Genomic DNA, 26,028 nt, shown 5'->3' on the forward strand with positions numbered 1-26,028 from the left:
TGAGAAGGCGCTATGACATCATCTCTGCCCCCTGGGCAAACGTCATTATTGTTACAGATGACACAGCGCCTCGCGCTGTCTGACGCGCATTTTCGTCGGATATGTCAATTAATCTACCAGCGTGCGGGGATCGTACTGGCCGACCATAAGCGGGACATGGTTTATAACCGCCTGGTCCGCCGTCTGCGAACCCTGGGACTGGATGACTTTGGTCGCTATCTCAGCATGCTGGAAGCTAACCAGAACAGTGCTGAGTGGCAGGCTTTTATTAACTCTCTGACTACCAATCTGACCGCATTTTTTCGCGAAGGGCATCATTTTCCAGTGCTGTCAGATCATGCTCGTCGGCGCAGCGGTGAATACCGTGTCTGGAGCGCGGCGGCGTCAACCGGAGAAGAGCCGTACAGCATTGCGATTACGCTCGCCGATACCTTAGGTATGGCTCCGGGCCGCTGGCGTGTTTTTGCCAGCGACATTGATACCGAAGTGCTGGAAAAAGCCAGAAGCGGCATCTACCGCCTTGATGAGCTAAAGACGCTGTCACCGCAGCAGCTACAGCGTTATTTCATGCGCGGCACCGGACCGCATGAAGGACTGGTACGCGTTCGGCAGGAACTGGCGGGACATGTTGAATTTTCCAGCGTGAATTTACTGGATAAGCAGTACAACGTGCCAGGCCCCTTCGATGCCATATTTTGCCGTAACGTAATGATCTATTTCGACAAAACGACGCAGCAGGACATTTTGCACCGTTTTGTTCCACTTCTTAAACCAGATGGGCTGCTGTTTGCAGGTCATTCAGAAAACTTTAGCAACCTCGTGCGCGAGTTTAGCTTGCGTGGACAGACGGTGTATGCGCATGCGCCAGGTAAGGATAAAGCATGAGTAAAATCAGGGTTTTATCGGTTGATGATTCTGCACTGATGCGTCAAATCATGACCGAAATTATTAACAGCCACAGTGATATGGAAATGGTGGCGACGGCGCCGGATCCGTTGGTTGCCCGGGATTTAATCAAAAAATTCAATCCCGACGTCCTGACGCTGGATGTGGAAATGCCGCGCATGGACGGCCTCGACTTTCTTGAGAAGCTGATGCGTCTGCGTCCGATGCCAGTGGTTATGGTCTCTTCGCTGACCGGTAAAGGTTCTGAGGTCACGCTGCGGGCGCTGGAGTTGGGGGCGATTGATTTTGTCACCAAACCACAGTTGGGGATCCGTGAAGGGATGTTGGCCTACAGCGAAATGATCGCTGAGAAGATCCGCACCGCGTCGCGGGCAAAACTGGCGGCCCACAAACCCATGACGGCACAGGTGACCTTGAAAGCGGGACCGTTACTCAGTTCTGAAAAACTGCTGGCGATTGGCGCCTCAACCGGAGGAACAGAGGCAATTCGCCATGTACTCCAGCCATTGCCGCTTTCAAGTCCCGGTATTCTTATTACCCAGCATATGCCGCCAGGATTTACCCGCTCATTCGCCGAGCGTCTGAACAAACTGTGTCAGATCACCGTGAAAGAGGCTGAAGATGGGGAGCGCGTGCTCCCAGGGCATGCGTATATCGCCCCTGGTGACAAGCATATGGAACTGGCGCGCAGCGGGGCGAACTACCAGATAAAAATTCATGATGGTCCACCGGTTAACCGGCATCGGCCTTCAGTGGATGTGCTGTTCCATTCGGTGGCAAAACATGCGGGGCGTAATGCCGTGGGAGTGATCCTGACGGGTATGGGCAACGATGGCGCCGCCGGAATGTTAGCGATGAACCAGGCGGGTGCCTGGACCATTGCGCAAAACGAAGCAAGTTGTGTGGTGTTCGGCATGCCGCGCGAGGCCATCAATATGGGTGGCGTAAGCGAAGTGGTCGATCTTAGCCAGGTAAGCCAGCAAATGCTGGCGAAAATCAGTGCCGGACAGGCAATACGTATTTGAATCAGGAGTTTATTTTTTATGGCGGATAAAGAGCTTAAGTTTTTGGTTGTGGATGACTTTTCCACCATGCGTCGCATCGTGCGTAACCTGCTCAAAGAACTGGGTTTCAACAATGTTGAAGAGGCCGAAGACGGCGTGGACGCGCTGAATAAGCTACAGGCTGGGGGATTTGGTTTTGTCATTTCCGACTGGAATATGCCGAACATGGATGGCCTGGAACTGCTGAAAACCATTCGCGCTGATGGCGGAATGTCGGCCCTGCCGGTGCTGATGGTTACGGCGGAAGCGAAGAAAGAGAATATCATTGCGGCGGCACAGGCTGGCGCCAGTGGTTATGTCGTGAAACCGTTCACGGCGGCGACGCTAGAAGAGAAACTCAATAAAATCTTTGAGAAACTGGGCATGTGAGGGTGTGATAATGATGATGCAACCACAAATTAAACCTGCTGACGAACATTCAGCCGGGGACATCATCGCGCGCATCGGCAGTTTGACCCGAATGCTGCGCGACAGCCTGCGTGAACTGGGGCTGGATCAGGCCATTGCCGAAGCGGCAGAAGCGATTCCCGATGCCCGCGATCGTCTTGATTACGTTGTGCAGATGACCGCACAGGCGGCCGAGCGCGCGCTGAACAGCGTGGAAGCTTCGCAGCCGCACCAGGACGCGATGGAAAAAGGGGCCAAAGACCTGACCAAACGCTGGGATGAATGGTTCGAAAATCCGATCGAGCTGTCTGATGCTCGTGAACTGGTCACCGATACCCGCCAGTTCCTGGGTGATGTGCCAGGGCATACCAGCTTTACTAACGCTCAACTGCTGGACATCATGATGGCGCAGGATTTCCAGGACCTCACCGGTCAGGTCATCAAGCGCATGATGGATGTTATCCAGGAGATTGAACGTCAGCTGCTGATGGTTCTGCTGGAAAACATTCCAGAGCAGGGCGCTCGTCCAAAACGTGAAAACGAAAGCTTGCTTAACGGCCCGCAGGTTGACACCTCAAAAGCCGGCGTGGTGGCAAGTCAGGATCAGGTTGATGACCTGCTGGATAGCCTCGGGTTCTGATCCGTAGCGTTTTTATTTGCTGGCCCGGCAGGCGCTCGCCGCCGGGCATTCTAACCGATAACGGCTTGCGCGTTATCCGGCCTACAGATACCTATCGTTCTCTTTACTTAATATCCATTTTTACGGTGACGTTGCCTTCATATTTACCGGCTACCGGTTTCCTCTCGGTGGTGCTCACTGGGGCGGCGGTCATTTTAATTACGCCGTTGCCCTGTTCATCCAGGGTTATCGGGAAGTCAAACGAGCCATCGAGCTTGACGGCTGTATCGTTGTCGTCATACATCCTGACGCCGATATCGTCGCGGCCTAACATTTTGGCAATGTAGCCGTCGCTGCCGCTATTCCCGTGGTCGGCGGTTAGGGTCATTTTGATTTTGTCCTGATTATCTGTGGCGGGATTGTCACAATGGTAAGAGATATCGACCGATTTAATGCCATTAGCAGGCGGAACGCCTGGCGTGGTAAATGCGCTGGTAGTGAGAACCGGAAACTCAACCTCAATCTGACTCCCCGCGTTAATGGTGCAACTGAGCGGGGCGCGGAGAACGCCGCCGAGGCGAATCTCGGACACCTTCTCAGGTACGGTACAGCCGTTAGGATTGTTGCTGGAACCGTAGTACAGGCAGGCATAGTTTTCCACGACGGTTTGTGGCTGGAAAATCTCTTCACCAAACACCGGTTTTTTAAGATAGAAAGTGGCGGCAATGACATTCCACTGAAACTGGCGTTTTACCGTGCTGGCGCCGACAGGCCGGGTTTCATCACTGCATACGGATTGCTGTGATTCCGTGGATTTTGTGTTGGCGTCGGCATATTTCTTCATGGTCCGGTTGGGGGTGTAATCGGTAATGTCGATATTGACCATGTTATTACCATCCTGGTGATTGATGGCATCAGGATATCCTGCCAGCTTAACATCCAGCTTTTCGGTGAGGAAACCAACGCCCTCTCTTGAAGTCCCTGACGGTAATGGACTACCAGCAAAAGATATGGAATAAACAGTGGCCCCGCTGTCGATTGGCATGTTTGATGGGCAGCGACAGTTGGCGGTGATAGGCCCACCCGCAGAGACAATGTGTCCCGCATTGTGTGTCATTCCGGAAAGATTGTTGGCCGCCACGACGTCTTGTTCGATATGGGTCGTATAGATGCCCGGCGAGCTAAAGCAGCTTTGTAGTGGCGTAGCTGCGCAAGATCCTGCGGCGTTGAAGAGTATCAGACCGGCGAGCCCGCGCTTTTGGTTAAGGCTGAGCATGTTTTTTCTCCTGAAGACACTGTGCGCGCGTGTTACGTATTCCCGTTGGGTTGTTACTATCAGAATCGGTTGCCAGAGCCAGCGTTGCACGGCACTGCTGTTCTGGCCCATCGCCCCATTTCACCGTAATGGTCATGCCATCGGTGATACCTGCCAGGTAGAGCACGCCGTTTTCATCGACAATACCGGTTTGTGTTTGCCCATCGACACTAGCAAACGCGCCAAAGGGGACGGGACTGCCGCTTTCACGCCGCAAGGTGACCAGTACACGATAACCAACCCAGGTGCTGAAATGGGCGGTGACGGCTGCGTTGCGGGTGGGAACCACGGTGACGACGGTGGCATTGGTATCGACATCATCCGGCAATGTGGTGGTGTCCAGCACAATGCGATTTTCCTGATAGGCGGAAAGGGATGGAATGATCGCGTTGCCAAAGCTATCGCTCTGCACGCCACGCTGATTCTGAAAGCGCAAGCCGGAAGCCTCATCGGTATCGACGATGGCAAATTCGCTACTTAACGGCTGTGCCAGGGTGACGCCGTGAGGATGCGCCACTACTGCGCCGCTGACGCTGTAGCTGATCTGTCGGGAATCGTCAGACGCATAATAATAGCCGCCGCTTAAGTTGGCGTACTGCGAGCGGTAGGTGCTGTAAATGCTGCTGTTACCCGTGCCGTCATGGTTGGTGTGGCTCTGCTGTAGTGAATAACTCAAGCGCTGGTCGTCAAGTAATGTGCCGCCCAGCCCAACATTCTGGTTGGTATCGCCGCGTTGGCTGTTGCTGATGTTATAGCTCGCCCAGCTATTCGGCAGCCAGCGGCTCAGCGGCACACTAAGGCTGAAGGAGACGATTCGATCGCTGTCGCTATCGTCATTTTTGCTGTAGGTATAGGCCAGATGGTAGCTGATGCCGTTGACGGTGGTGCTAAAGCCTGCGGATAAATTACGTTCTTTGCGTGAGGTTCCCCAGTAATCCTGTTGGTAGCCGTTAAGATACAGGCTGCTGGAGAAAATGCTTTGGCTGATGCTGGCCTGAATGCGGTTACGTTTATTGTACTGATAGCGCCAGTCATCATCGCCATTATCATCTATTCTCTGATTGGCATCAGCAAAGCTGTAATAGCCGCTGGTGGAATAACGATAACTGGCCAGTGTGATGTTGGTGTCGGTAGTTTCAATATTTTTGCTGTACAGCAAGCGGTAAGACTGCCCATCGTGCTGTTCACCGTTATCCAGCGTGGTTTTTGCCCAGGTGACATCTGCGGAAACAGATCCAATAGTGCCCAGCGCGACGCCGACGCCGCCAACGCCAGCCTGATAATCCTCCGCAGCCGTTAGCCCACCAAACAACGTGAAAATATTGTTCAGACCATAAATGGCGCTGCCCTGCACAAACATCGGTTCTTTGTCGCCGCTGTTGTTATTGGCACGATAACGGGCGGCAGTGACTTCATATTTTACCCGACCAGGGCGCAGCATGACCGCCACGCTGGAGTAGGGTTGGGTAAAGTGGCGCTCGCTGCCATCGGCTTCTTTAATCGTTACTTCCATATCACCGCTGTTAGAGGTGGACGAGATATCGTTAATTTCAAACGCCCCCGGCGCGACGTTAGCCTGATAAATCAGGTAGCCATTTTGCCGCACGGAGACTTCAGCATTGCTGTTGGCAATACCGCGAATGGTTGGCGCGAAGCCTCGCTGGCTAAAGGGCAGCATATTCTCGTCGGAAGCGAGGTTAACGCCCTGATATTGCACGCTGTCGAACACCTCACCACGGGTGCTGTTTTCACCAGCGGTGAACTGAGACTTGAGAAATTGTACGTCATGCTGAATATAAGTTTGCAGCGACTGCCAGGACTGTTCATCGTCGTTTTTGCCCCAGGTGGCATAATTACGCAACCGCCAGCCGCCGAGATTTAGCCCACTTTGTAGATTCAGGTATTGGTTTTTGTCAGTGCCGCCATTGCCGCTGTCATTTTGCGAGCCAGAAAATGCATAGTTGGCAAACAGAACCGGCACGCCGTTGTCCCAGCGCGAAGGATCTACCGAGCCGCGGCTGTGTTCATCCAGCGCCGCCTGCGGCATACTGATACGCAGCATCATGGCGTTAAAATCGAAGATCGCCGTGGCTGCCGTAATGTACTCCCCCAGTGCTTTGGGCAGTGGTTTATCAGTGGGCAGTGCGGCCAGTTCGCTAAAGGCCTCCACGCGTACGCCCCAGTCGCGCAGCATCGCGGGGGTAATCTGCGGCTGTAATTCGCCGCTGGCGTCGTTGAGGTAGTTGATATCCTGCTGTTTTGAACGCTGCTTGTTAATCACAATCGTTGATGAGTAAGTCCCGGGGAGCTGCGCTTTATTGTTGGAAAACAATGATAGATCAACATCCTCGTGCAGCGCCGCATCGCCTTCCAGCCCGGTGGGTGGAAAGTAGTATTCGCGGGCGTACGGCTGAGTTGAGAACAAAAGCAGAACCGCACCTAGCGCTTGTAATAGCGGGTTGAGCCGCCAGTGTGGCTGGGGCTGTGTCAACGTTTTTACCATTCGAATTATCCCTTTGACAGCGAGGTAGTAAAGGGAGGGGTCGCGTTGCCGTAATCGCTAATACAGCGCCAGGTGACCGATTGCCCGTTGGCATTGGCCGGTAGCGGGATCTCCGCGCTGCTTTTTGGTGTCACCATGTCGGCTTTTTTAAGCAGTGTGCCACCCAGCTTCACAGAGTCGAAGATGCTGTGGAAAGCTCCCTCGTTGACCACGCGCAGGACGTTGCCGTTACGGCTAAAACGCAGGTTTTTGCAGTTTTCGCCCGGCGAACCTGCCAGACCTTTGGGGCGAAAGAACAGTTTGAGTCGGGTTTTATAAATCAGCCGGAGGACGTTTTTGTCGATACTGCCATCTTCTTTGGCGACGGCGGGTATCGTACGGACGTTAATGTAAAATAGTGACTCTTTGTCCTGGGCGACGGCTGCGCCTGACCAGGCGATACGCAGGTTTTGCTCTTTTTGCGGGTCAAGGCGAAACAGCGGCGGGGTAATAATAAAGGGGCCACGGGTTTTCCCGTCGCCGGTGTCGGTCCATGACTGAACCAGCCACGGTAATTCGTTATCCTCGTTAGCGAGCGATAATGCGACCTCTTTTTTATTGGCATCGTAAACGACACGGGTGCGACCAATACGAATACCTGCTGCATCGCAGGGAGCCACGGTGCTAATGATAAGAGGCAGCAGCAAAAAAGCAGATGAAATTATTTTACGCATCGCAAATCCCTGCGAAATAGCGAAAGAACCCGTTAAACAGAGCCAATGGCGACTGGCTCTGTTTAATATTAAACAACGGTCTGTATTGCGGTGTGATTAACGATAGACAATATTCACGGTCATATCGGCGTCTGCCGCACCCGCGGTAGTGACCGCTGCGAAGGATTTATAGCGGGCATTAAACTCAGCAATAATGGCATCACCCGCTGTATCGGGCAGGTCGATATAGACCTGGCCTTCGGTGGCGTCCATCGTTAACAATGTCGTATCTGCACCCGCAGGTGAAACGGCAATACCCACACCGGTGGCAACTGGGTTACTGCCGCCAGGGTTTTCAGCCGCGGCGGTAATCGCGCTGACATCCAGTAAGCTGGAGCTGCCTGTTAACGCGTGGGTACCTTGAAAGGTGAGTTGCACTTGTGGCAGACCTGTGGTGGCAACCGGGCAGTTTTTCAGCACAATAGTAAACGGTTTCAACGGCGACTCGGTACCTACGTTGCCTTCGTTAAACAACGACGTTGGATAAGTCCCTAAAGGAACGGTGCTATCGGTATCTGTATCGCCCTCAATGACACAACTTGGCTCTATCAGTTCACCGGTGAAATGAATCTTTCCGGCATTGGCTTCATCAGCGAATGCACTACTGGTGGTCGCCATCGTGAGAATGACTGCGGATATTAATTTATAACGTAACTTCATGTTAACAAACTCCATCTGTTAATAATATTATTAATCCATTCACTGTAATTCTACTTAAGAGATTGATAATCTTTTAGTGAATAGCGTAACCGGTGTATCAATCCCTGCTATTAGATATAAGCCTTGCTGATTTTTGCGGATTATAATTTGATTTCTTTTTTTATCAATAGCGCATAAGATCTATTTTTAATTGTTTGGTGATATTTATGTGTTAATGTTTATTAATTTGTTTTTAATATGGTGTGGGGTGTGCGTTTATTATAAAATAATAAATGTAAATCCTATGGTGCGTAAACAGTTTGCGTAGAATGATTCACCTATATATATTCCCTTCACTAATAGCCTACGAGAACCGGTTGAATGCCTGGATGAAGTGGGTTCATCTGCACGGCGTATATCCTCTTTTTTATGCCATAACTTGGCGGTTATTTGCCGAAATGATGCTGAGGTCACAGCAGGTTACGCCTGAGTGACAGTGCGATATATAGACTTGTCATAATAATTGCAGTTAAATGGTTATCGGTGCAAGGCAATATATTATGTCAGTAGGTTATTTATCGATATCCCGAGTGTTTTTACTCGAATAGCGGCGGGGGAGATATGCGAATTTTACGTGAGAATGATTTTTTTCATTCAGAGCAACATGCGTTTTGTCTTTTTTCGATGAATAACCAATTAATGGAAGGTGTGCACGGGCATGATTTTGATGAATTGGTGATTGTCCGTAGCGGTAGCGGGTTTCATATTATTAATGACTTGGTTCGTTTTATCTGTCAGGGTGACTTTTTTTTAGTGACCGCTAACGATACCCATAGTTATGTTTCAACTAATAATCTGTTGGTTATTAATATATTGATTCGTCGCCCGCGCAGTTTTCATTTTTTACAGCACATTGATAATTTGCTCGATTGTATAAAAGAAAAACTTCTACAGCCTACCGCGCTGGCGTTAACTCAGGGAGCGCTGGCGCGTATTGAGGTATTGAGCCAGGAGATAATCTCACGTAACGAGAGTAACTATGACGTGCTCTATTTTTCATTGTGTGAAGTCGCTTTGCTGAACATCATCAACACGCTTTGCCAGTGCGACCGCCAAACCGAGGCGCTTAGCCCTGATGAGCGAGGGCGAGCCAACCTGATCCGTATGCTCAAGACCAGTAGCTTGCGTCATTTGGACTGGAATGTGTTGAGTGATGATAACGGTGTCGCCAGGCGCACGATGTATCGCTTAATTAAGCGAGTGACCGGTTATACTCCGGTTAAATTCCAGATGTTGTATCGTGTATTAAAAGCTCAAGAATTACTGCGCACTACGGATAAAACCATCAGTGAAATTGCGGCACGTTGTGGTTTTATGAATGCGATCAGGTTGACTGAATCGTACCGACGGTATTTTCATTATCCTCCAAGCCATGAACGTGAACTTCATTCACGAGTTTTAATAGCGATTTAATTGTTAGGTTAATAACAATAAAAAATTATTACTACCATCCATCGTGACGGGGGTAGGCCATACGCTTATTTCTCGCCATACTGTCTGTAAATTTAAGGGAATCGTTATGTCAAAAAATAAAACACCTAACCCCTGGTATATTGGGGTGGTGTCTGGAATGGCATCATATATTGATTCGGCGGCTATTGTTTCCAGTGGTACAGCCTTAGTCATTTATCAAAAAACAATGGGTATTACTGCACTACAAATTGGCATTTTATCTGGATTATTAACGCTGAGTATTGCCGCTGGGGCTTTTGGTGGCGGTCGTCTTGGAGACCGTATTGGTCGTCGTAATGTTTTTATTATTACGATGGCGATGATTTTTATCGGCACGCTAGCGCTGGCCTTTGGTTTGAACTTCCCGTTCCTGGTGCTGGGCACACTCTTGGTGGGGCTGGCGACAGGGGCTGATTTACCCGTCTCTCTGGCGACTATCTCCGAAGCGGCGAACGATGAAAACCGCGGCAAGATTATCGGCTTGTCCAATTTACTCTGGCTGGTGGGAATTGGCGCCACGATGGGGATCTCCGCTATCGTCGGCGACTGGGGGGTGATTGGCGCGCAAATCATGTATATGCACGTTGGGCTGGTGGCGGTTGTGCTGATGATCCTGCGTTGGTCTATCCCTGAGTCGCCGCTGTGGTTGGCGGCAAAGGATGAACTGCGTCGTGGCATCGCCACCGTGCGGGCGCAGAAAACCGGCTGGCGCCATCTGCTCGAAGGCAAATACCTGTGGCCGTTTATCTCGCTGTGTATCTTTTATACCTTCACCAATCTGGCGGCCAATACCGGCGGGCAGTTTGGGGCTTATGTAGCGGTAAATGTGGTGGGCATTTCGGTCAGCACGCACTCGCTGTGGGGGCTGTTGATTCTGCCAGTGAGCGTGGCGTCTGGGTTGATGTTTATGCGCGTCGTTGATACCTCAAAACGGGTTCCATTCTTTATTTTTGGCGCGGTGATGATGTCCGGTGGTTATTTCGTGCCGGTGCTGTTTAATTTCTCGCCACTCTCCTGGTTCTGCTGCCTGCTGTTTACCAATATCGGCACAGGATTTGCCTTCGAAGGCATCATGAAAGTGTGGGCGCAAGAGTCATTCCCCACCATGCTACGCGCCACCGCGCAAGGAGTGATTGTCGGTGTCGCCCGTCTGACCTGCGGCTTGTTGGCGTTCGTCACTCCTGTGCTGTTGAGCGCGGGGCCGGTGGTTCTTTATTGCCTGCTGACGGCGATTGTGGCGATAGGCATGGTTATCGGCTGGCTGTGCTTCCACGGCAAGCAACGTAATGAATTTAATGCAGAAACAGAAATGGTGGCGACGTCTGATAACGGACAGGCGTCGCACGATACTTTGCGGGCCAAAGCCTGAATATGAGCCACTGAGGGAAAAATTATGTTGGCAGTAGAAAAGATTACGCTCAACTATGAAACCACGCTGACGGGCTGCGAAACGTTGCCGGTTTTCGGCTGGATAATCACCAGTACCTTGCGCGATGTACAGCAGCGTAGCTGGCGTTTGCAGCTGTCGGCGCAAGAAGATTTTGCCCAATGCCTGTTTGACAGCGGCGAAATGCACGATGACCGCTCCAGTAATATCGAATTGCCCGACGTCGCCTGCCAGCACTCGACGCGCTATTTTGTGCGGGTGCATATTACCGACAACCACGGTGAAGAGAGCGGCTGGAGCCCGGCGGCAACGTTTATTACCGGCGCTGCCAGCGCAAGCGTGGCAAGGGGTGTTTATCTCGGCTGAAACGCCGCAGGATAAAGACAACTCAAAAGGCACGTTGTTGCGCCATGCGTTCAGTTTGCCCGACGGTGATGACATTGTTTCGGCGGTGGTACATGCCAGCGCGCTGGGGCTGTATCAACTGTGGATCAACGGCGAAAAAGTCGGGCGTGATGAGTTATCGCCCGGCTGGACGAGCTACCACCACCATCTGTTGTATCAAACCTGGGATGTGACCGAGCACCTGCGAGAAGGCGAAAACGTGATTGGCGCGATGGTGGGAGCGGGTTGGTATAAAGGGGATATGAGCTTCAACCGCTATCGCAACTATTACGGCCAGCAGACGGGGTTTATTTGCCATATGGTGGTGACGCTCCGCGATGGTAGCCAGCGGATAATCGCCACGGATGCACACTGGCAGGGCTGCGATGACGCGATTTTGTTTGCTGAAATTTATGATGGCGAAGTGTATGACGCACGTCGGGAGCAGCGCGGCTGGAGCGAGCCTGCGTTTAGCGCCGGGCATTGGCGCGCGGTGACGACGCTTGCGGCAGAGACGTCGGTGCTGCAACCGCAAACGGCCTGCCCGGTACAAGAAATAGAACGGCTTGTGCCGTGCTCAATCATCACGACGCCAAAAGGCGAGACGGTGCTTGATTTTGGCCAGAACCTCAGCGGCTGGGTGGAGTTTCGGGTGCGCGGTGCGGCAGGTGAGCGCGTGGTGCTGCGCCATTTTGAAGTGCTGGATGCCGAAGGCAATGTTTATCTGGCGAACCTGCGCACCGCCAAACAGTGCATTGATTACACCTTACGCGGCGAGGGTGAAGAATGTTATCACCCGCATTTTACCTTTCAGGGGTTCCGTTATGTGCTGATTGAACGTTGGCCTGGCACACCGACGCGGGATGATTTTGTCGCGGTCGTGCTGCATTCCGCGATGACGCCGACGGGTCACATTGAAACCTCAAACGCGGATCTCAACCAACTGCATCACAACATCATGTGGGGGCTTAAGGGCAATTTCGTCGATATCCCAACCGACTGCCCGCAGCGCGATGAACGTCTGGGATGGACGGGCGATGCGCAAATTTTCTGCCGCACCGCCAGTTATCTGATGCAAACGCGCACTTTTTTTGCCAAATGGCTGACCGATCTTCAGCATGACCAAACGCCGGAGGGCGGTGTGCCGCACGTCATCCCCGATATCCTCACCGGCAAATGCGACAACGACCGCTTTTTATCCCACGGGCGCACCCATTCCGCCGCCGCCTGGGCCGATGCGGCGGTGATTAACCCGTGGACGCTGTACCTGATGTACGGCGATAAACAGACGCTGGCCCGCCAGTACAAAAGCATGAAAGCCTGGGTGGAGTTTATGCATGACAACGCTGTTGAGAACCAGTGGTCGTGGAAACTGCAGTTTGGCGATTGGGTTGCGCTGGATGCCAAAGAGGGCAGCTATTTTGGTGCAACGCCGAATGAACTGACCTGCATGGCCTACTATGCGTTGTCCACGCTGCTGCTGGCGAAATCAGCCAAAGCACTGGGAAATGACGTTGACCACACTCATTATCAGGCGCTGCATACCGCGATTGTCGAAAGCTTCCGCAATGAGTTTTTTACCGCCACCGGGCGGCTGGCGGCGCGCACGCAAACGGCGCATATTCTGGCGCTTTACTTCCAGTTAGTGCCGGATGCGCACCGCGAGCGCACCGTGCAAACGCTGCTGGAACTGCTGGCGGAAAATGACGGTCATCTGGTGACGGGGTTTGTCGGCACACCCTATTTCTGTCACGCATTGAGCGAAAACGGACAGGCCGACGCGGCGTGGCAATTACTGATGAAAGAGGACTTCCCAAGCTGGTTGTATCAGGTAAAAGCCGGGGCGACGACGATTTGGGAACACTGGGATGGCGTGAAACCGGACGGCACAATGTGGAGCCCGGACATGAACTCCTTCAACCATTATGCCTACGGGGCGATCGGTGAATGGCTGTATCGCGTGGCGGCGGGAGTAAATACCGAAGAACACGCGCCGGGCTTTAAATCTTCGGTACTGCGGCCTATTCCGGGCGGTGGCCTGACATGGCTGAAAGCGCGATACGGCTCGGTATATGGTGATATTGCCGTCCACTGGACGCAGGAACCGGCGCGCGATGGCTTGCAGACCATCACTCTTGAGGTAGATATTCCGCCGAATACTCACTCAATGGTGATCCTCGATGGCGCACAAACGCTGCTCGATACCGATGGCCTCGACTTCGCGCCAGTAGACGGCGGCTATGGCGCGCAGGTGGGATCGGGCCATTATCGCGTTATCTGGCAGCGCTAACCGCGTGATTGTCACGGCAGCGTTCGCGCTGTCGTGGCAAACGAACGCTCGAATTCCTCTGTTTTCGTTTCGCTATTCGACGCATTGGCAATGGTTGCGGTCGCGATAATACTCGTGACCGTGACGACGAGAGTAATGCCGTGGCAGAAGAAAGCGACGACGACAAAACAGAAGCCCCCACACCCCACCGACTTGAAAAAGCACGGGAAGAAGGGCAAGTCCCCCGATCCAAAGAACTGACCTCACTGCTTATTTTGCTGGTGGGCGTGTGCATTATCTGGATTGGTGGGGAGTCGCTTGCCCGCAGACTGGCCGGTATGCTGTCGGCCGGATTACGTTTTGACCACAGTATGGTCAATGACCCTAACCTGATCCTCAGCCAAATCATCCTGCTGATTAAAGACGCGATGATTGCGCTGTTACCTTTGATTACCGGCGTCGTTCTGGTGGCATTAATCTCCCCGGTGATGCTTGGCGGCTTGATTTTCAGCGGTAAATCTCTGCAGCCCAAGTTCTCTAAGCTGAATCCGTTGCCGGGCATTAAACGCATGTTTTCAGCGCAAACCGGGGCGGAACTGCTCAAAGCGATACTGAAGTCCACGCTGGTGGGGAGCGTGGCCGGATTTTATCTCTGGCATAACTGGCCGGCGATGATGCGTCTGATGGCGGAATCGCCGATTACGGCGATGGGCAACGCTCTGGATTTAGTTGGCATGTGCGCGCTGTTGGTGGTGCTTGGCGTTATTCCGATGGTGGGGTTCGACGTTTTTTTCCAGATTTACAGCCATCTGAAAAAGCTGCGCATGTCGCGTCAGGATATCCGTGACGAATTTAAGCAAAGCGAAGGCGACCCGCACGTTAAGGGCAAAATACGCCAAATGCAGCGCGCGGCCGCGCAGCGTCGCATGATGGCGGATGTGCCGAAAGCGGACGTGATTGTTACCAACCCCACGCACTATTCGGTGGCGTTGAAGTATGACGAGAACAAAATGAGCGCACCGAAAGTTGTTGCCAAAGGCGCGGGGCTGGTGGCGCTGCGCATTCGTGAGATTGGCGCTGAACATCGAGTCCCTACGTTAGAAGCGCCGCCGCTGGCGCGTGCGCTATACCGTCATGCTGAGATTGGTCAACAAATACCGGGTCAATTATATGCCGCCGTTGCCGAAGTGCTGGCATGGGTATGGCAGCTAAAACGCTGGCGTCTCGCCGGCGGCAAGCGTCCACCACAACCTGAAAACCTTCCGGTGCCTGAAGCACTGGATTTCATGAACGAGAAGAATACTGATGGCTAATCTGGTCGCGATGTTGCGTTTGCCCAGCAACCTGAAATCCACGCAACTGCAAATCCTTGCCGGACCGATCCTTATCCTGCTGATCCTGTCGATGATGGTGTTGCCGTTGCCGGCTTTCGTCCTCGATTTGCTGTTCACGTTTAACATTGCGCTGTCGATCATGGTGCTGCTGGTGGCGATGTTCACCCAGCGTACGCTGGAGTTTGCCGCATTCCCGACGATTTTGCTGTTTACCACATTATTACGCCTCGCCCTGAACGTTGCGTCGACGCGTATCATTTTAATGGAAGGGCATACCGGCGCGGCGGCGGCGGGAAAGGTGGTTGAAGCTTTTGGTCACTTCCTGGTGGGCGGTAACTTTGCGATCGGTATCGTGGTCTTCGTTATTCTCGTCATTATCAACTTTATGGTTATCACCAAAGGTGCCGGGCGTATCGCCGAGGTTGGCGCGCGCTTCGTGCTGGATGGTATGCCCGGCAAGCAGATGGCGATTGATGCGGATTTGAATGCGGGTCTGATTGGCGAAGATGAAGCCAAAAAACGACGCTCGGAGGTGACGCAGGAAGCGGATTTCTACGGCTCTATGGACGGTGCGAGTAAATTCGTACGTGGAGATGCCATCGCCGGTATTTTGATCATGGTGATCAACGTGGTCGGCGGTCTGTTAGTCGGGGTGTTGCAGCATGGTATGAGCATGGGTAGCGCAGCGGAAAGTTATACCCTGCTGACCATCGGTGACGGGCTGGTGGCGCAAATTCCTGCGCTGGTAATCTCCACCGCGGCTGGGGTTATCGTGACCCGCGTGAGTACCGACCAGGATGTAGGCGAACAGATGGTGACCCAACTGTTCAGTAATCCTAGTGTCATGCTGCTTAGTGCGGCGGTGCTTGGTCTTTTGGGTCTGGTTCCGGGCATGCCGAACCTGGTGTTTTTGATGTTTACCGCCGCGTTACTGGGTCTGGCCTGGTGGATGCGTGGTCGTGAGCAAAAAGCCCCGGATGAGCCGCAGCCGGTGAAAATGCCGGAAAACAACTCCGTGGTGGAAGCAACATGGAATGATGTACAGCTGGAGGATTCCCTGGGGATGGAGGTAGGCTACCGCCTGATCCCAATGGTGGACTTTCAGCAAGATGGCGAGTTGCTGGGGCGAATCCGCAGTATTCGTAAGAAATTTGCCCAGGATATGGGCTTTCTGCCGCCGGTGGTACATATCCGCGACAATATGGATCTGCAGCCAGCCCGCTATCGTATTTTGATGAAAGGGGTGGAAATTGGCAGCGGTGACGCCTATCCGGGACGCTGGCTGGCCATTAACCCTGGTACTGCCGCCGGGTCACTGCCGGGCGAGAAAACGGTCGATCCGGCTTTCGGTCTGGACGCTATCTGGATTGAAAGCGCATTGAAGGAACAGGCGCAGATTCAGGGCTTTACGGTTGTTGAAGCCAGTACCGTTGTCGCCACGCACCTTAATCACCTGATTGGGCAGTTCGCTGCTGAGCTGTTTGGCCGTCAGGAGGCGCAACAGCTACTGGATCGCGTCTCGCAGGAGATGCCAAAACTGACGGAAGACCTGGTCCCGGGCGTCGTGACGCTCACTACGCTGCATAAAGTGCTGCAGAACTTACTGGATGAGAAAGTACCGATTCGCGATATGCGCACCATTCTCGAAACGCTGGCTGAACATGCACCGCTGCAAAACGATCCGCATGAGCTTACCGCGGTGGTACGTGTTGCGTTGGGACGCGCCATCACTCAGCAGTGGTTCCCGGGTAATGAAGAGGTTCAGGTTATCGGCCTTGATACTCCGCTCGAACGTTTGCTTCTGCAGGCGCTGCAGGGCGGCGGCGGTCTGGAGCCGGGTCTTGCAGACCGACTGCTGGCCCAGACTCAGGAAGCGCTGTCCCGTCAGGAAATGTTGGGTGCGCCGCCGGTCTTACTGGTCAACCACGCGTTGCGTCCATTACTGGCACGCTTTTTACGTCGCAGCATTCCGCAACTGGTGGTGTTATCGAACATGGAGCTGTCTGACAACCGCCATATCCGTATGACGGCGACTATTGGAGGTAAGTAATGCGTAAATTACTGTGGTTGTTGTTTTTTCCTCTGGTAGCGCAGGCTGCCGGAGAAGGCGCCTGGCAGGCCAGCGGCATGGGGATTACTTTAAATCACCGCGGCCAGTCAGCCTCGTCTGCACCTCTGACGCCCAGCCAGCCGGTCTCGGGGTTGATGACGCTGGTGGCCTGGCGCTATGAGCTCAATGGCCCAACGCCCGCGGGTTTACGGGTGCGTTTATGTTCTCAGTCCCGCTGTGTTGAGCTGGACGGGCAAAGCGGGACCACCAACGGATTCAATAATGTTCCCGCCATCGAACCGATGCATTTTGTCTGGGAAGTACCCGGTGGCGGTCGCCTGATCCCCGCCTTACAGGTTCAGAGCAATCAGGTGATTGTGAACTATCGTTAACGCCTCCCTTCATTCCGGCCAGCAGCAGAAACTGCTGGCTGCTTCGCAATTCTAGTCCGCCTCTTTGATTAAATAGAAACGCTGTTTTATAAAATAGGTGACATACGTTGCCGGACTCTTTGTGCTGTTGCCATTTCACGAATACCCCTGGCAAAAATAGAAAGGTTTCACTTGCTGTTAGCTTTTACTGTGGCCCTGTAAGGAGGCCCAATGTCAAAGCGAGGATTGCGGGGCCTCCCAATAATGTGCAGGGGTAACGGCAATGAATACACGTAAAATTGGGTTGGTTAACTATTTTGCCTACGGTTCGGGGGATTTTTTAGGCGCAGGCACCACGGCGTTAACCGCGGCCTGGCTACTCTATTTTTACACGACGTTCTGTGGCCTGACGCCAATCGAAGCAACCTTTATCTTCGCTACCGCCAGGGTGTTGGATGCCGTTGTTAGCCCATTAATGGGTTTTTTAACCGATAACTTTGGCTCCACCTGGCTCGGCAAACGCTTTGGGCGACGCAAGTTTTTTATTCTGTTGGGGATACCCTGTGTCTTTAGCTACTCACTAATGTGGGTGGGTGATATGGGGTTCTGGTACTACCTGCTCACCTATCTGATTTTTGACGTGGTCTACACCATGATTCTGGTGCCTTACGAAACGCTGGTACCCGAAATGACCGATGACTTTAAACAGAAAACCAAATTCTCCGGCGCGCGCATTTCGATGGCGCAAATGTCTGCCATTCTGGCCTCATTCTTACCCGGCGTTCTGCTGACGCTGTTTGGCAAGGACAACCCCGTCTCTTTTTTCTACGCCAGCCTGGTGTTTTCTGTGCTGTGCGCAATGATGCTGACCTTCGTCTGGTTCTTTACCTGGGAACGCCCACGGGAAGAGTGGACTGAGGCGGCGCTGCGAGCCGAAGAAGAGAAGAAAAGCCTGACCTTAAGTCAGAGTATGAACCGTTTATTTGTGGAACTGAGTTCAACACTGCGCATCCGTATCTTTCGCCAGCATTTAGGAATGTATCTTGGCGGCTATATTGCCCAGGACGTCTTTAACGCCGTCTTTACTTACTATGTGGTGTTTGTGCTGATGCAGGAAGCATCGATGGCGTCAAACCTGCTGGGTACGATGGCTATCTTCCAGTTTATTGCCGTTATCGCCATGATCCCATTGTGCATCCGTTTCGGACCTGCGCCGTCTTATCGCATGGTGGTCGTCCTGTTTGGCCTCAGTTCACTCTCCTATGCGGGGCTGTATTACGCCGGATTAAGCGATGTTTATTCTCTGTTGCTATTGGTTTCCGCCGTTGCGGGTTTGGGACGCGGTGGTATCAACTACGTTCCCTGGAATATCTACACCTATATTGCCGACGTTGACGAAGTGATCACCGGTCAGCGTCGGGAAGGGATCTTCGCCGGCATTATGACGTTAACGCGTAAAGCGTCGCAGGCGGGAGCGGTGATGCTGGTGGGTATTGTGATGCAGTTGTCTGGTTTTGTCTCCGGTCAGAGCGCACAGCCCGCGGCGGTCAGTCATACCATCCTGTTAATTCTGAGCTGCGGAACGCTGATTGTTCTGGCGCTGGGTTTCCTGGTTTCCTTGCGCTTCAAACTGAACCTGCAAACGCACAGCACCCTGCGTGAAGAGACAGCAAAAATGCGTGAGTCCGGGCAACCCGTGCTGGAAGGACTATCCGCTAAAGGACGCGCGACCGTAGAGATGCTATCGGGCATGCCTTATGAATCACTTTGGGGTAACAACAATATTGGTTACCTGAATCGTAATAAACCAGCGGCACCGAAACTGGAAAAGGGTGCTGTATTGAATTCGACATTGACAGAGGTTAAGTAAATGATTGTTTATCCGGTTAAACACAGCCCATTGTTGCGCCAGCCAGAACATTTTATTGCCAGGGATGAATTAAAAGCGTTGATCAAAAAGGTGACGCATAACCTGGTCAATATTCATGACGAGACCGGCGAGTTCTTGCTACGTCTGGATGACGGACGCGTTATTGATACCAAAGGCTGGGCGGGATGGGAGTGGACGCACGGCATCGGCTTGTACGGGATGTATCAGTATTATCAGCAAACCGGCGATGCCACGATGCGCGATATTATCGACAACTGGTTTGCCGATCGCTTTGCGGAAGGTGCAACGACTAAAAACGTTAACACCATGGCGCCGTTTTTAACGCTGGCATATCGCTATGAAGAGACGCGTAATCCCGCGTATCTGCCGTGGCTCGACAGCTGGGCTGAGTGGGCAATGCATGATATGCCGCGTACCCAATTCGGCGGTATGCAGCACATTACGCTGGCGGAAGAAAATCACCAGCAGATGTGGGATGACACGTTGATGATGACGGTCTTACCGCTGGCGAAGATTGGCAAGTTGCTCAACCGTCCCGAGTATATTGAAGAGGCAACCTATCAGTTCCTGCTGCACGTGCAAAACCTGATGGATAAAGAAACGGGGCTGTGGTTCCACGGCTGGAGCTATGAAGGACAGCATAACTTCGCCAACGCTCGCTGGGCGCGTGGCAACAGCTGGTTAACTATAGTCATCCCGGATTTCCTCGAATTACTTGATTTGCCGGAAAACAATGCAGTGCACCGCTATCTGGTGCAAGTTTTGAACGCACAAATCGCGGCGCTGGCGAAGTGCCAGGATGAAAGCGGACTGTGGCACACCTTGCTGGACGACCCGCAGTCGTATCTTGAAGCCTCGGCAACCGCCGGATTTGCCTATGGGATCCTCAAAGCGGTACGTAAACGCTATGTCGGACAAGACTATGCGGCTGTAGCCGAAAAAGCGATCAGAGGCATTGTGCAACATATTTCGCCGGAAGGTGAATTGCTGCATACCTCGTTTGGTACCGGGATGGGCCACAATCTCGATTTCTACCGCAACATCCCCCGGACCTCCATGCCTTACGGTCAGGCGATGGCGATGCTGTGCCTTACCGAATACTTGCGTAAGTATTTTTGATATCGGTGTCCGATGGCGTTGCGGCTATCGGACCCGCTTGAGCGTCGTCGTCCTGCGCAGCAAACAGATGATCCATGATTTGACGCATGACTGGTGCGGCGGTGACGCCATCGCTGCCACCGTTTTCCAGAATTAACGCTATGGCGACTTTTGGGTTCTTATATGGCGCAAATGCGGTATAGAACACGTGGTCGCGCAGACGCACGGGGATCATTTTCGCATCGTAGGTCTGATTTTCTTTCAGGCTAAAGACCTGTGATGTGCCACTTTTCGCTGCAATGCCGTAAGGCGCGGTGTGAAAGAACTTATAACCGGTACCGTTTGGCTCATTCGCCATGCCGAACATCGCTTGACGCACCAGTCCCCAGTAGGGGGACGAAGCAGAGGCAATTTGTGACGGTGCTTCGGGAGCCTGGTACGGCGTGATGACTTTTCCGCTCTCTTCATCACGTAGCAGGTGAGGGGCGATAACCTTGCCATTGTTAATCAGCGCGACCATGGCTTTTACCATCTGGATCGGCGTGGCAATCCAGTAGCCCTGGCCGATGCCAACCGAAATGGTATCTCCCTGATACCAGGCTTTTTTATGCACTTTCTGCTTCCATTCGCGGCTCGGGAGCAGGCCGTTATACTCCTCACCAAGATCGATGCCGGTCGGTTTGCCATAGCCAAACTGGCTGAGCATGCTGTTAATACGGTCAATCCCCATCATATATGCCACCTGATAAAAGAACGTGTCGGCAGATTCTTCAATTGCTTTGGTGACATCCAGCATACCGTGGCCCGTTTTTTTCCAGTCACGGTAATGTCGCTCCGTGCCGGGGAGCGTCCAGGTGGGGGCGCCGAAGAAACGGGTCTGCGGCGTGATCACGCCGTCCAGTAATGCTGACATCGCCATATACGGTTTGACCGTGGAGGCGGGAGGATACAACCCTTGCGTGACGCGGTTGATTAACGGCAGGTCCTTATCCTGAAGCAGCTTGTTATAGTCCTGATAGCTGATACCTTTGACAAACGGGTTGGGGTCATAGCTGGGATTCGAAACCATTGCCAGCACGGAACCGTCATGCGGATCCTCAACCAAAACGGCGGCCCGCTGGCCCACCAACAGACTCTCAATATATTGCTGTAAATGGAGGTCCAGCGTCAGGTGGATATCTTTTCCGGCAACGGGCGGCACATCTTTGATCAGGCGTACGATGCGTCCGTGGTTATCAACTTCGACCTCCTGATAACCGGTTTTCCCATGCAGTTCATTTTCATAGTAGTGCTCGATACCCTGCTTACCGATGTTGTGATCGGCGGCGTAGTTCTCTGTCAGGCCTTTTTGATCCAGCGCTTTCAGGTCGTTGTCATTGATTTTTGACACATAGCCAAGGACATGCGCCAGCGCTGCGCCATAAGGGTACTGGCGGTCTTCATAGCTATTGATATTGACGCCGCTGAAATGAAACTGGTTAACCGAGAAGCGGGCGATTTCCACATCGGTCAGCGCATTTTTTAGCACGACCGGGCGATAGCGGCTGCTGGCTTTCAGCGCATGGCGAAACTGGTCAATGTCATCAGGAGTGAGGTCAATGATAGGCGTGAGCTGCCTGATCAGGGCATTCATATCACTGATTTTATAAGGCGTAACGGAAATGTCGTACCAGGTTACGTTGCGCACCAGCGGGATGCCGTTGCGATCGTAAATCATGCCACGCGTCGGGGCCACGGGCAGCATTTTGATGTCGTTTGCATTCGAGCGGGTGGTGTAATACTGGTGCTGACAGATTTGTAAGTTGTAGAGATTGTAAATCAGGATGCCAAAGCAGATGACCACCAGGCCAAAGGCCACCAATACACGCCGCTGGAAGAGTTTTTCCTCCGCCTCAAAATCTCTGAATGTCATTGACCCGTACCCGATTAATTCGCCGCCTCATGATACGGAGGCTTAAACGGGATGACAGGCAAAAAATGTTCCATATCTCTACGGAAATGTGTCATTCCTTGTGAGTTGTTACAGATTGCCTGTTACAGAAATAAAAAAGGCCTGAGTCCGAATTTCGGAGTCAGGCCTGATAGGTGAGCTGATTTACATACGTTCTACGGTTTCGATACCCAGCGTATCCAGACCCAGCTTCAGGGTTTTCGCCGTCAACTGTGCCAGTTTCAGGCGGCTGTTACGAATCTCTTCGTTTTCAGCGCTGAGGATAGGGCAGTGCTCGTAGAAGCCGGAGAACAGACCGGCAACGTCGTACAGGTACGCACACATCACGTGCGGCGTACCTTCACGTGCAACAACGGTCAACGTTTCTTCAAACTGCAGCAGACGCGCTGCCAGCTGAGCCTCGCGATCTTCACTGATAATCACCTGCGCATTTGCCAGCGCGCTTTCGTCGATATCCGCTTTACGGAACACGGACAGTACGCGGGTGTAGGCGTACTGCATATACGGCGCAGTGTTCCCTTCGAACGCCAGCATATTGTCCCAGTCGAAGATGTAGTCGGTGGTACGGTTTTTGGACAGATCGGCATATTTCACCGCGCCGATACCGACCGCATTCGCCAGTTTTTCCAGCTCGTCGGCAGGCATGTCCGGGTTCTTCTCCGCTACCAGACGGCGTGCGCGTTCCAGCGCTTCATCCAGCAGATCGGCCAGTTTAACCGTGCCGCCCGCGCGGGTTTTGAACGGCTTGCCGTCTTTACCCAGCATCATACCGAACATGTGGTGTTCCAGCGGCACAGAGTCCGGCACATAACCGGCTTTACGCACGATGGTCCAGGCCTGCATTAAGTGCTGATGCTGACGGGAGTCGATGTAATAAAGTACGCGGTCGGCATGCAGCGTTTCATAACGGTACTTGGCGCAGGCGATGTCGGTCGTGGTGTAGAGATAGCCGCCATCTTTCTTCTGAATGATTACGCCCATCGGTTCACCTTCCTTGTTCTTATACTCATCAAGGAATACGACGGTAGCGCCTTCGCTTTCAACAGCCAGGCCTTTAGCTTTGAGATCGGCCACGATGCCAGGCAGCATCGGGTTGTACAGGCTTTCACCCATGACGTCTTCACGGGTCAGGGTGACGTTCAGGCGATCGTAGGTTAACTGGTTTTGCGACATGGTGATGTCGACCAGTTTGCGCCACATCTCACGGAAGTACTCGTCGCCGCCTTGCAGTTTCACGACATAACTCCGGGCACGTTCCGCGAAGGCTTCATCTTCGTCGTAATGTTTTTTCGCATCACGGTAGAAACCTTCAAGGTCAGCCAGCGCCATCTCGCCAGCATTTTCCTGCTGCTGTTTTTCCAGCCATGCGATGAGCATACCGAACTGAGTACCCCAGTCGCCGACGTGGTTGGCGCGGATAACATTGTGGCCGAGGAACTCCAGCGTACGCACCGCAGCGTCACCGATGATGGTGGAACGCAGGTGACCAACGTGCATCTCTTTCGCTACGTTAGGTGCGGAGTAATCAACCACAACGGTTTGTTTAGCCGGTTGGGTGACGCCCAGACGATCGGAAGCCAGCGCCTGCTGAACGTGCTGCGCCAGAAATGCCGGATCGAGAAAAATATTGATAAAGCCCGGGCCTGCAATTTCAACTTTGCTGGCGATCCCGTTGAGATCCAAATGAGTCAGCACCTGCTCAGCCAGTTGTCGCGGCGCCATACCCAGTTTTTTAGCGACAGCCATCATGCCGTTAGCCTGATAGTCGCCGAACTGTACTTTTGCTGACTGACGAACCTGCGGTTCGCAATCTGCAGGCGCGCCTGCAGCAATCATGGCCTGACTGACTTTTTCTGAGAGAAGAGCCTGAATATTCACCGGAATACCTTACATTTATGAAGCGGCTTAAAATGCACCGCACCAGTTTAAGAATTAAGGGCGGGAGTATACTGCAAATGCCCGTTGCCGTCAGCATTGCGAGTATCGCCAGCAGCCTGAAATATAAACATTGTCATTACGTATAATTATTCATATTGCGCTTAAGAAAATCAGCAGTTGGTTGGGGCTGCGCAACAGGGTAAATTAGCGGCTTTGAATATGGATATGAGCTTTCATTATGGCGAACTGGCAAACAGTTGCAGAACTGCATGATATTTCCGCAGATTTACCGCATTTCATTCAGGCGTTAACGGATCTTTCCACTCGCCTTGGGCTGGATGTCTCATCGCTTGAAGCCGATCACATTTCTCTGCGTTGTCATCAAAATACCACCGCAGAGCGCTGGCGTCGTGGGTTTGAACAGTGCGGCGAATTGCTGTCAGAAAATATCATCAATGGCCGACCGATTTGCTTGTTCAAACTCGATGAGCCAGTTTGTGTGCAACACTGGCAATTTACTATCGTAGAACTGCCGTGGCCGGGCGAAAAGCGCTATCCGCATGAAGGCTGGGAGCATGTTGAAATTGTTCTGCCGGGTGAGGTGGAAACGCTGAATGCACGAGCGCTGGCGCTGCTTTCAGATCACGGGCTGAGCCAGCCGGGTATATTTGTAAAAACCAGTTCGCCAAAAGGCGAGCGCGAACGTTTACCGAATCCAACGCTGGCGGTCAGCGATGGCAGCGTGACGATAAAATTCCATCCGTGGTCGATTGAAGCCATTGTGGCAAGCGAACGTCAGGAGTGAGTATGGCATTACTGGAAATCTGCTGTTACAGCATGGAGTGCGCACGCACGGCGCAGCAAAACGGCGCGGATCGCATTGAGCTTTGCTCGGCGCCCAAAGAAGGGGGCTTAACGCCGTCCCTGGGCGTCTTGCGTTCGGTTCGCCAGCATATCTCGATTCCGGTCAATCCCATTATTCGCCCGCGCGGGGGGGACTTTTGTTACACCGACGGTGAATTCGCTGCAATGCTGGGTGATATTGCGCTGGTAAGAGATCTGGGGTTCTCAGGGTTGGTAACCGGCATTTTAGATGCAGAAGGTGATGTCGATATGCCGCGCATGGAGAAAATAATGATCGCGGCGGGACCGCTGCACGTCACTTTTCATCGGGCCTTTGACATGTGCGCTAACCCATTCAATGCGCTAAAAAAATTAGCTGATTTGGGCATCGCCAGAGTGCTGACTTCCGGGCAAAAATCAGATGCGGCGCAAGGTTTAACAAAAATTATGGAACTTATTGCGCAGGTGAATGCTCCAATCATTATGGCCGGAGCGGGGGTTCGCGCCTCGAATTTGTCCCTGTTCCTTGATGCTGGAGTGCAGGAAGTCCACAGTTCTGCCGGAGTATGGCTGGCTTCCCCCATGCGTTATCGCAATTCGGGGTTGTCGATGTCTTCGGATGCACAGGCGGATGAGTATTCACGCTATGCGGTAGACGGGGCGGCGGTTGCGGAAATGAAAGCAATCATTGCACACCACCAGGCCAGCTGATTTTTACCGTTGCATCATGTCGCCCAATATGATGCTTGCTCGTACCAGGCCCCTGCAATTTCAACAGGGGCCTTTTTTTATCCTGCATATTTCAAGCCGCAGCGGAGTTGTCTGCCTTGCTGCAAGTTGAACTATTTTGCAGAAAGAATGCTATCTGGCAAAAA

At 52.8% G+C, this 26,028-nt stretch carries 21 protein-coding genes; 15 read left to right on the forward strand and 6 right to left on the reverse strand.

Features of this window, described 5'->3' with window-relative positions:
• Positions 1-12 precede the first annotated feature (12 nt).
• Genes cheR through cheZ form a run of 4 tightly spaced genes read left to right on the forward strand, consistent with a single transcriptional unit; the run spans position 13 to position 2,997 of the window.
• Positions 13-885, forward strand: a complete 873-nt coding sequence (gene cheR / locus OGV65_RS16460; protein WP_016153436.1) for a protein-glutamate O-methyltransferase CheR — start codon at positions 13-15, stop codon at positions 883-885.
• Positions 882-1,931 carry a protein-glutamate methylesterase/protein-glutamine glutaminase gene (locus OGV65_RS16465; RefSeq protein ID WP_016153435.1) on the forward strand — a complete coding sequence of 350 codons (1,050 nt, stop codon included), beginning with the start codon at positions 882-884 and terminating at the stop codon, positions 1,929-1,931. Before cheR ends, OGV65_RS16465 begins: the two co-directional genes overlap by 4 nt.
• An 18-nt stretch (positions 1,932-1,949) precedes the next feature.
• Positions 1,950-2,339 carry a chemotaxis response regulator CheY gene (gene cheY / locus OGV65_RS16470; RefSeq protein WP_016153434.1) on the forward strand — a complete coding sequence of 130 codons (390 nt, stop codon included), beginning with the start codon at positions 1,950-1,952 and terminating at the stop codon, positions 2,337-2,339.
• A gap of 13 nt (positions 2,340-2,352) precedes the next feature.
• Positions 2,353-2,997 (forward strand): protein phosphatase CheZ, encoded by a 645-nt coding sequence (gene cheZ, locus OGV65_RS16475; RefSeq protein ID WP_029139578.1) that lies wholly within the window; start codon positions 2,353-2,355, stop codon positions 2,995-2,997.
• 103 nt (positions 2,998-3,100) lie between these two features.
• Here the strand turns inward: cheZ and OGV65_RS16480 are convergent, their stop codons facing one another.
• The 4 genes from OGV65_RS16480 to OGV65_RS16495 form a co-directional block, all read right to left on the reverse strand.
• Positions 3,101-4,252, reverse strand: coding sequence for a fimbrial protein (locus tag OGV65_RS16480; protein ID WP_286455194.1), 1,152 nt, complete (start codon positions 4,250-4,252; stop codon positions 3,101-3,103).
• Positions 4,239-6,794, reverse strand: a complete 2,556-nt coding sequence (locus tag OGV65_RS16485) for a fimbria/pilus outer membrane usher protein (RefSeq protein ID WP_286455195.1) — start codon at positions 6,792-6,794, stop codon at positions 4,239-4,241. Before OGV65_RS16485 ends, OGV65_RS16480 begins: the two co-directional genes overlap by 14 nt.
• A 5-nt stretch (positions 6,795-6,799) precedes the next feature.
• A complete protein-coding gene (locus tag OGV65_RS16490) occupies positions 6,800-7,507 on the reverse strand; it encodes a fimbrial biogenesis chaperone (protein ID WP_047502122.1) in 708 nt (235 codons plus the stop codon).
• Between the two features lie 96 nt (positions 7,508-7,603).
• Complete coding sequence (locus OGV65_RS16495; protein WP_103766425.1) at positions 7,604-8,206, reverse strand: fimbrial protein; 603 nt, start codon at positions 8,204-8,206, stop codon at positions 7,604-7,606.
• Positions 8,207-8,806: 600 nt separating this feature from the next.
• Between OGV65_RS16495 and OGV65_RS16500 the strand changes: the two genes are divergently transcribed.
• The 9 genes from OGV65_RS16500 to bglB all read left to right on the forward strand — a co-directional run bounded on the left by OGV65_RS16500 (position 8,807) and on the right by bglB (position 20,502).
• Entirely contained in the window at positions 8,807-9,658 is an 852-nt protein-coding gene (locus OGV65_RS16500) for a helix-turn-helix domain-containing protein (protein ID WP_286455196.1), read from the forward strand.
• A gap of 106 nt (positions 9,659-9,764) precedes the next feature.
• The gene (locus tag OGV65_RS16505) at positions 9,765-11,066 is read left to right on the forward strand and encodes an MFS transporter (protein WP_286455197.1); all 1,302 of its coding nucleotides are present in this window, start codon (positions 9,765-9,767) and stop codon (positions 11,064-11,066) included.
• A gap of 24 nt (positions 11,067-11,090) precedes the next feature.
• Entirely contained in the window at positions 11,091-11,450 is a 360-nt protein-coding gene (locus OGV65_RS16510; protein WP_286455198.1) for a glycoside hydrolase family 78 protein, read from the forward strand.
• Positions 11,434-13,758, forward strand: coding sequence for a family 78 glycoside hydrolase catalytic domain (locus OGV65_RS16515; RefSeq protein ID WP_286455200.1), 2,325 nt, complete (start codon positions 11,434-11,436; stop codon positions 13,756-13,758). The genes OGV65_RS16510 and OGV65_RS16515 overlap by 17 nt, the downstream gene beginning before the upstream one ends.
• A gap of 140 nt (positions 13,759-13,898) precedes the next feature.
• Positions 13,899-15,050 (forward strand): flagellar biosynthesis protein FlhB, encoded by a 1,152-nt coding sequence (flhB, locus tag OGV65_RS16520; protein ID WP_016153429.1) that lies wholly within the window; start codon positions 13,899-13,901, stop codon positions 15,048-15,050.
• On the forward strand, positions 15,043-17,121 hold the full coding sequence (gene flhA, locus OGV65_RS16525) for a flagellar biosynthesis protein FlhA (protein ID WP_016153428.1): 2,079 nt from the start codon (positions 15,043-15,045) through the stop codon (positions 17,119-17,121). Before flhB ends, flhA begins: the two co-directional genes overlap by 8 nt.
• Positions 17,121-17,513 carry a flagellar protein FlhE gene (gene flhE, locus OGV65_RS16530; RefSeq protein ID WP_019077041.1) on the forward strand — a complete coding sequence of 131 codons (393 nt, stop codon included), beginning with the start codon at positions 17,121-17,123 and terminating at the stop codon, positions 17,511-17,513. The genes flhA and flhE overlap by 1 nt, the downstream gene beginning before the upstream one ends.
• A gap of 262 nt (positions 17,514-17,775) precedes the next feature.
• Entirely contained in the window at positions 17,776-19,362 is a 1,587-nt protein-coding gene (locus tag OGV65_RS16535; protein WP_049269087.1) for an MFS transporter, read from the forward strand.
• Positions 19,363-20,502 carry a beta-galactosidase BglB gene (gene bglB, locus OGV65_RS16540; RefSeq protein ID WP_049283059.1) on the forward strand — a complete coding sequence of 380 codons (1,140 nt, stop codon included), beginning with the start codon at positions 19,363-19,365 and terminating at the stop codon, positions 20,500-20,502. It begins immediately after the preceding gene.
• Here bglB and mrdA2 read toward each other — a convergent pair.
• Positions 20,474-22,393 carry a peptidoglycan DD-transpeptidase MrdA2 gene (gene mrdA2, locus OGV65_RS16545; RefSeq protein WP_016156805.1) on the reverse strand — a complete coding sequence of 640 codons (1,920 nt, stop codon included), beginning with the start codon at positions 22,391-22,393 and terminating at the stop codon, positions 20,474-20,476. The genes bglB and mrdA2 overlap by 29 nt on opposite strands.
• Before the next feature lie 183 nt (positions 22,394-22,576).
• Positions 22,577-24,310 carry an arginine--tRNA ligase gene (gene argS / locus OGV65_RS16550; protein ID WP_181221654.1) on the reverse strand — a complete coding sequence of 578 codons (1,734 nt, stop codon included), beginning with the start codon at positions 24,308-24,310 and terminating at the stop codon, positions 22,577-22,579.
• A 238-nt stretch (positions 24,311-24,548) separates the two neighbouring features.
• Here argS and OGV65_RS16555 point away from each other — a divergent pair, with 238 nt between their 5' ends.
• Both OGV65_RS16555 and cutC read left to right on the forward strand, forming a co-directional pair.
• Positions 24,549-25,115, forward strand: coding sequence for a VOC family protein (locus OGV65_RS16555; RefSeq protein ID WP_047502136.1), 567 nt, complete (start codon positions 24,549-24,551; stop codon positions 25,113-25,115).
• A 2-nt stretch (positions 25,116-25,117) separates the two neighbouring features.
• A complete protein-coding gene (gene cutC, locus OGV65_RS16560; protein WP_235117132.1) occupies positions 25,118-25,864 on the forward strand; it encodes a copper homeostasis protein CutC in 747 nt (248 codons plus the stop codon).
• Positions 25,865-26,028 lie beyond the last annotated feature (164 nt).

Source organism: Citrobacter sp. Cb004 (assembly GCF_030337065.1).
In the GTDB taxonomy this organism is placed as follows: domain Bacteria; phylum Pseudomonadota; class Gammaproteobacteria; order Enterobacterales; family Enterobacteriaceae; genus Citrobacter; species Citrobacter braakii.

Excerpts from the sequence above, each read along its gene's own strand:
- mrdA2 (WP_016156805.1), bottom strand. The coding sequence starts at position 22,393 with ATGACATTCAGAGATTTTGAGGCGGAGGAAAAACTCTTCCAGCGGCGT.
- cheR (WP_016153436.1), top strand. The coding sequence starts at position 13 with ATGACATCATCTCTGCCCCCTGGGCAAACGTCATTATTGTTACAGATG.
- cutC (WP_235117132.1), top strand. The coding sequence starts at position 25,118 with ATGGCATTACTGGAAATCTGCTGTTACAGCATGGAGTGCGCACGCACG.
- OGV65_RS16485 (WP_286455195.1), bottom strand. The coding sequence starts at position 6,794 with ATGGTAAAAACGTTGACACAGCCCCAGCCACACTGGCGGCTCAACCCG.
- OGV65_RS16480 (WP_286455194.1), bottom strand. The coding sequence starts at position 4,252 with ATGCTCAGCCTTAACCAAAAGCGCGGGCTCGCCGGTCTGATACTCTTC.
- flhE (WP_019077041.1), top strand. The coding sequence starts at position 17,121 with ATGCGTAAATTACTGTGGTTGTTGTTTTTTCCTCTGGTAGCGCAGGCT.
- OGV65_RS16555 (WP_047502136.1), top strand. The coding sequence starts at position 24,549 with ATGGCGAACTGGCAAACAGTTGCAGAACTGCATGATATTTCCGCAGAT.
- bglB (WP_049283059.1), top strand. The coding sequence starts at position 19,363 with ATGATTGTTTATCCGGTTAAACACAGCCCATTGTTGCGCCAGCCAGAA.
- OGV65_RS16505 (WP_286455197.1), top strand. The coding sequence starts at position 9,765 with ATGTCAAAAAATAAAACACCTAACCCCTGGTATATTGGGGTGGTGTCT.
- OGV65_RS16535 (WP_049269087.1), top strand. The coding sequence starts at position 17,776 with ATGAATACACGTAAAATTGGGTTGGTTAACTATTTTGCCTACGGTTCG.
- OGV65_RS16510 (WP_286455198.1), top strand. The coding sequence starts at position 11,091 with ATGTTGGCAGTAGAAAAGATTACGCTCAACTATGAAACCACGCTGACG.
- OGV65_RS16500 (WP_286455196.1), top strand. The coding sequence starts at position 8,807 with ATGCGAATTTTACGTGAGAATGATTTTTTTCATTCAGAGCAACATGCG.
- OGV65_RS16495 (WP_103766425.1), bottom strand. The coding sequence starts at position 8,206 with ATGAAGTTACGTTATAAATTAATATCCGCAGTCATTCTCACGATGGCG.
- flhA (WP_016153428.1), top strand. The coding sequence starts at position 15,043 with ATGGCTAATCTGGTCGCGATGTTGCGTTTGCCCAGCAACCTGAAATCC.
- OGV65_RS16465 (WP_016153435.1), top strand. The coding sequence starts at position 882 with ATGAGTAAAATCAGGGTTTTATCGGTTGATGATTCTGCACTGATGCGT.
- OGV65_RS16490 (WP_047502122.1), bottom strand. The coding sequence starts at position 7,507 with ATGCGTAAAATAATTTCATCTGCTTTTTTGCTGCTGCCTCTTATCATT.
- cheY (WP_016153434.1), top strand. The coding sequence starts at position 1,950 with ATGGCGGATAAAGAGCTTAAGTTTTTGGTTGTGGATGACTTTTCCACC.
- cheZ (WP_029139578.1), top strand. The coding sequence starts at position 2,353 with ATGATGCAACCACAAATTAAACCTGCTGACGAACATTCAGCCGGGGAC.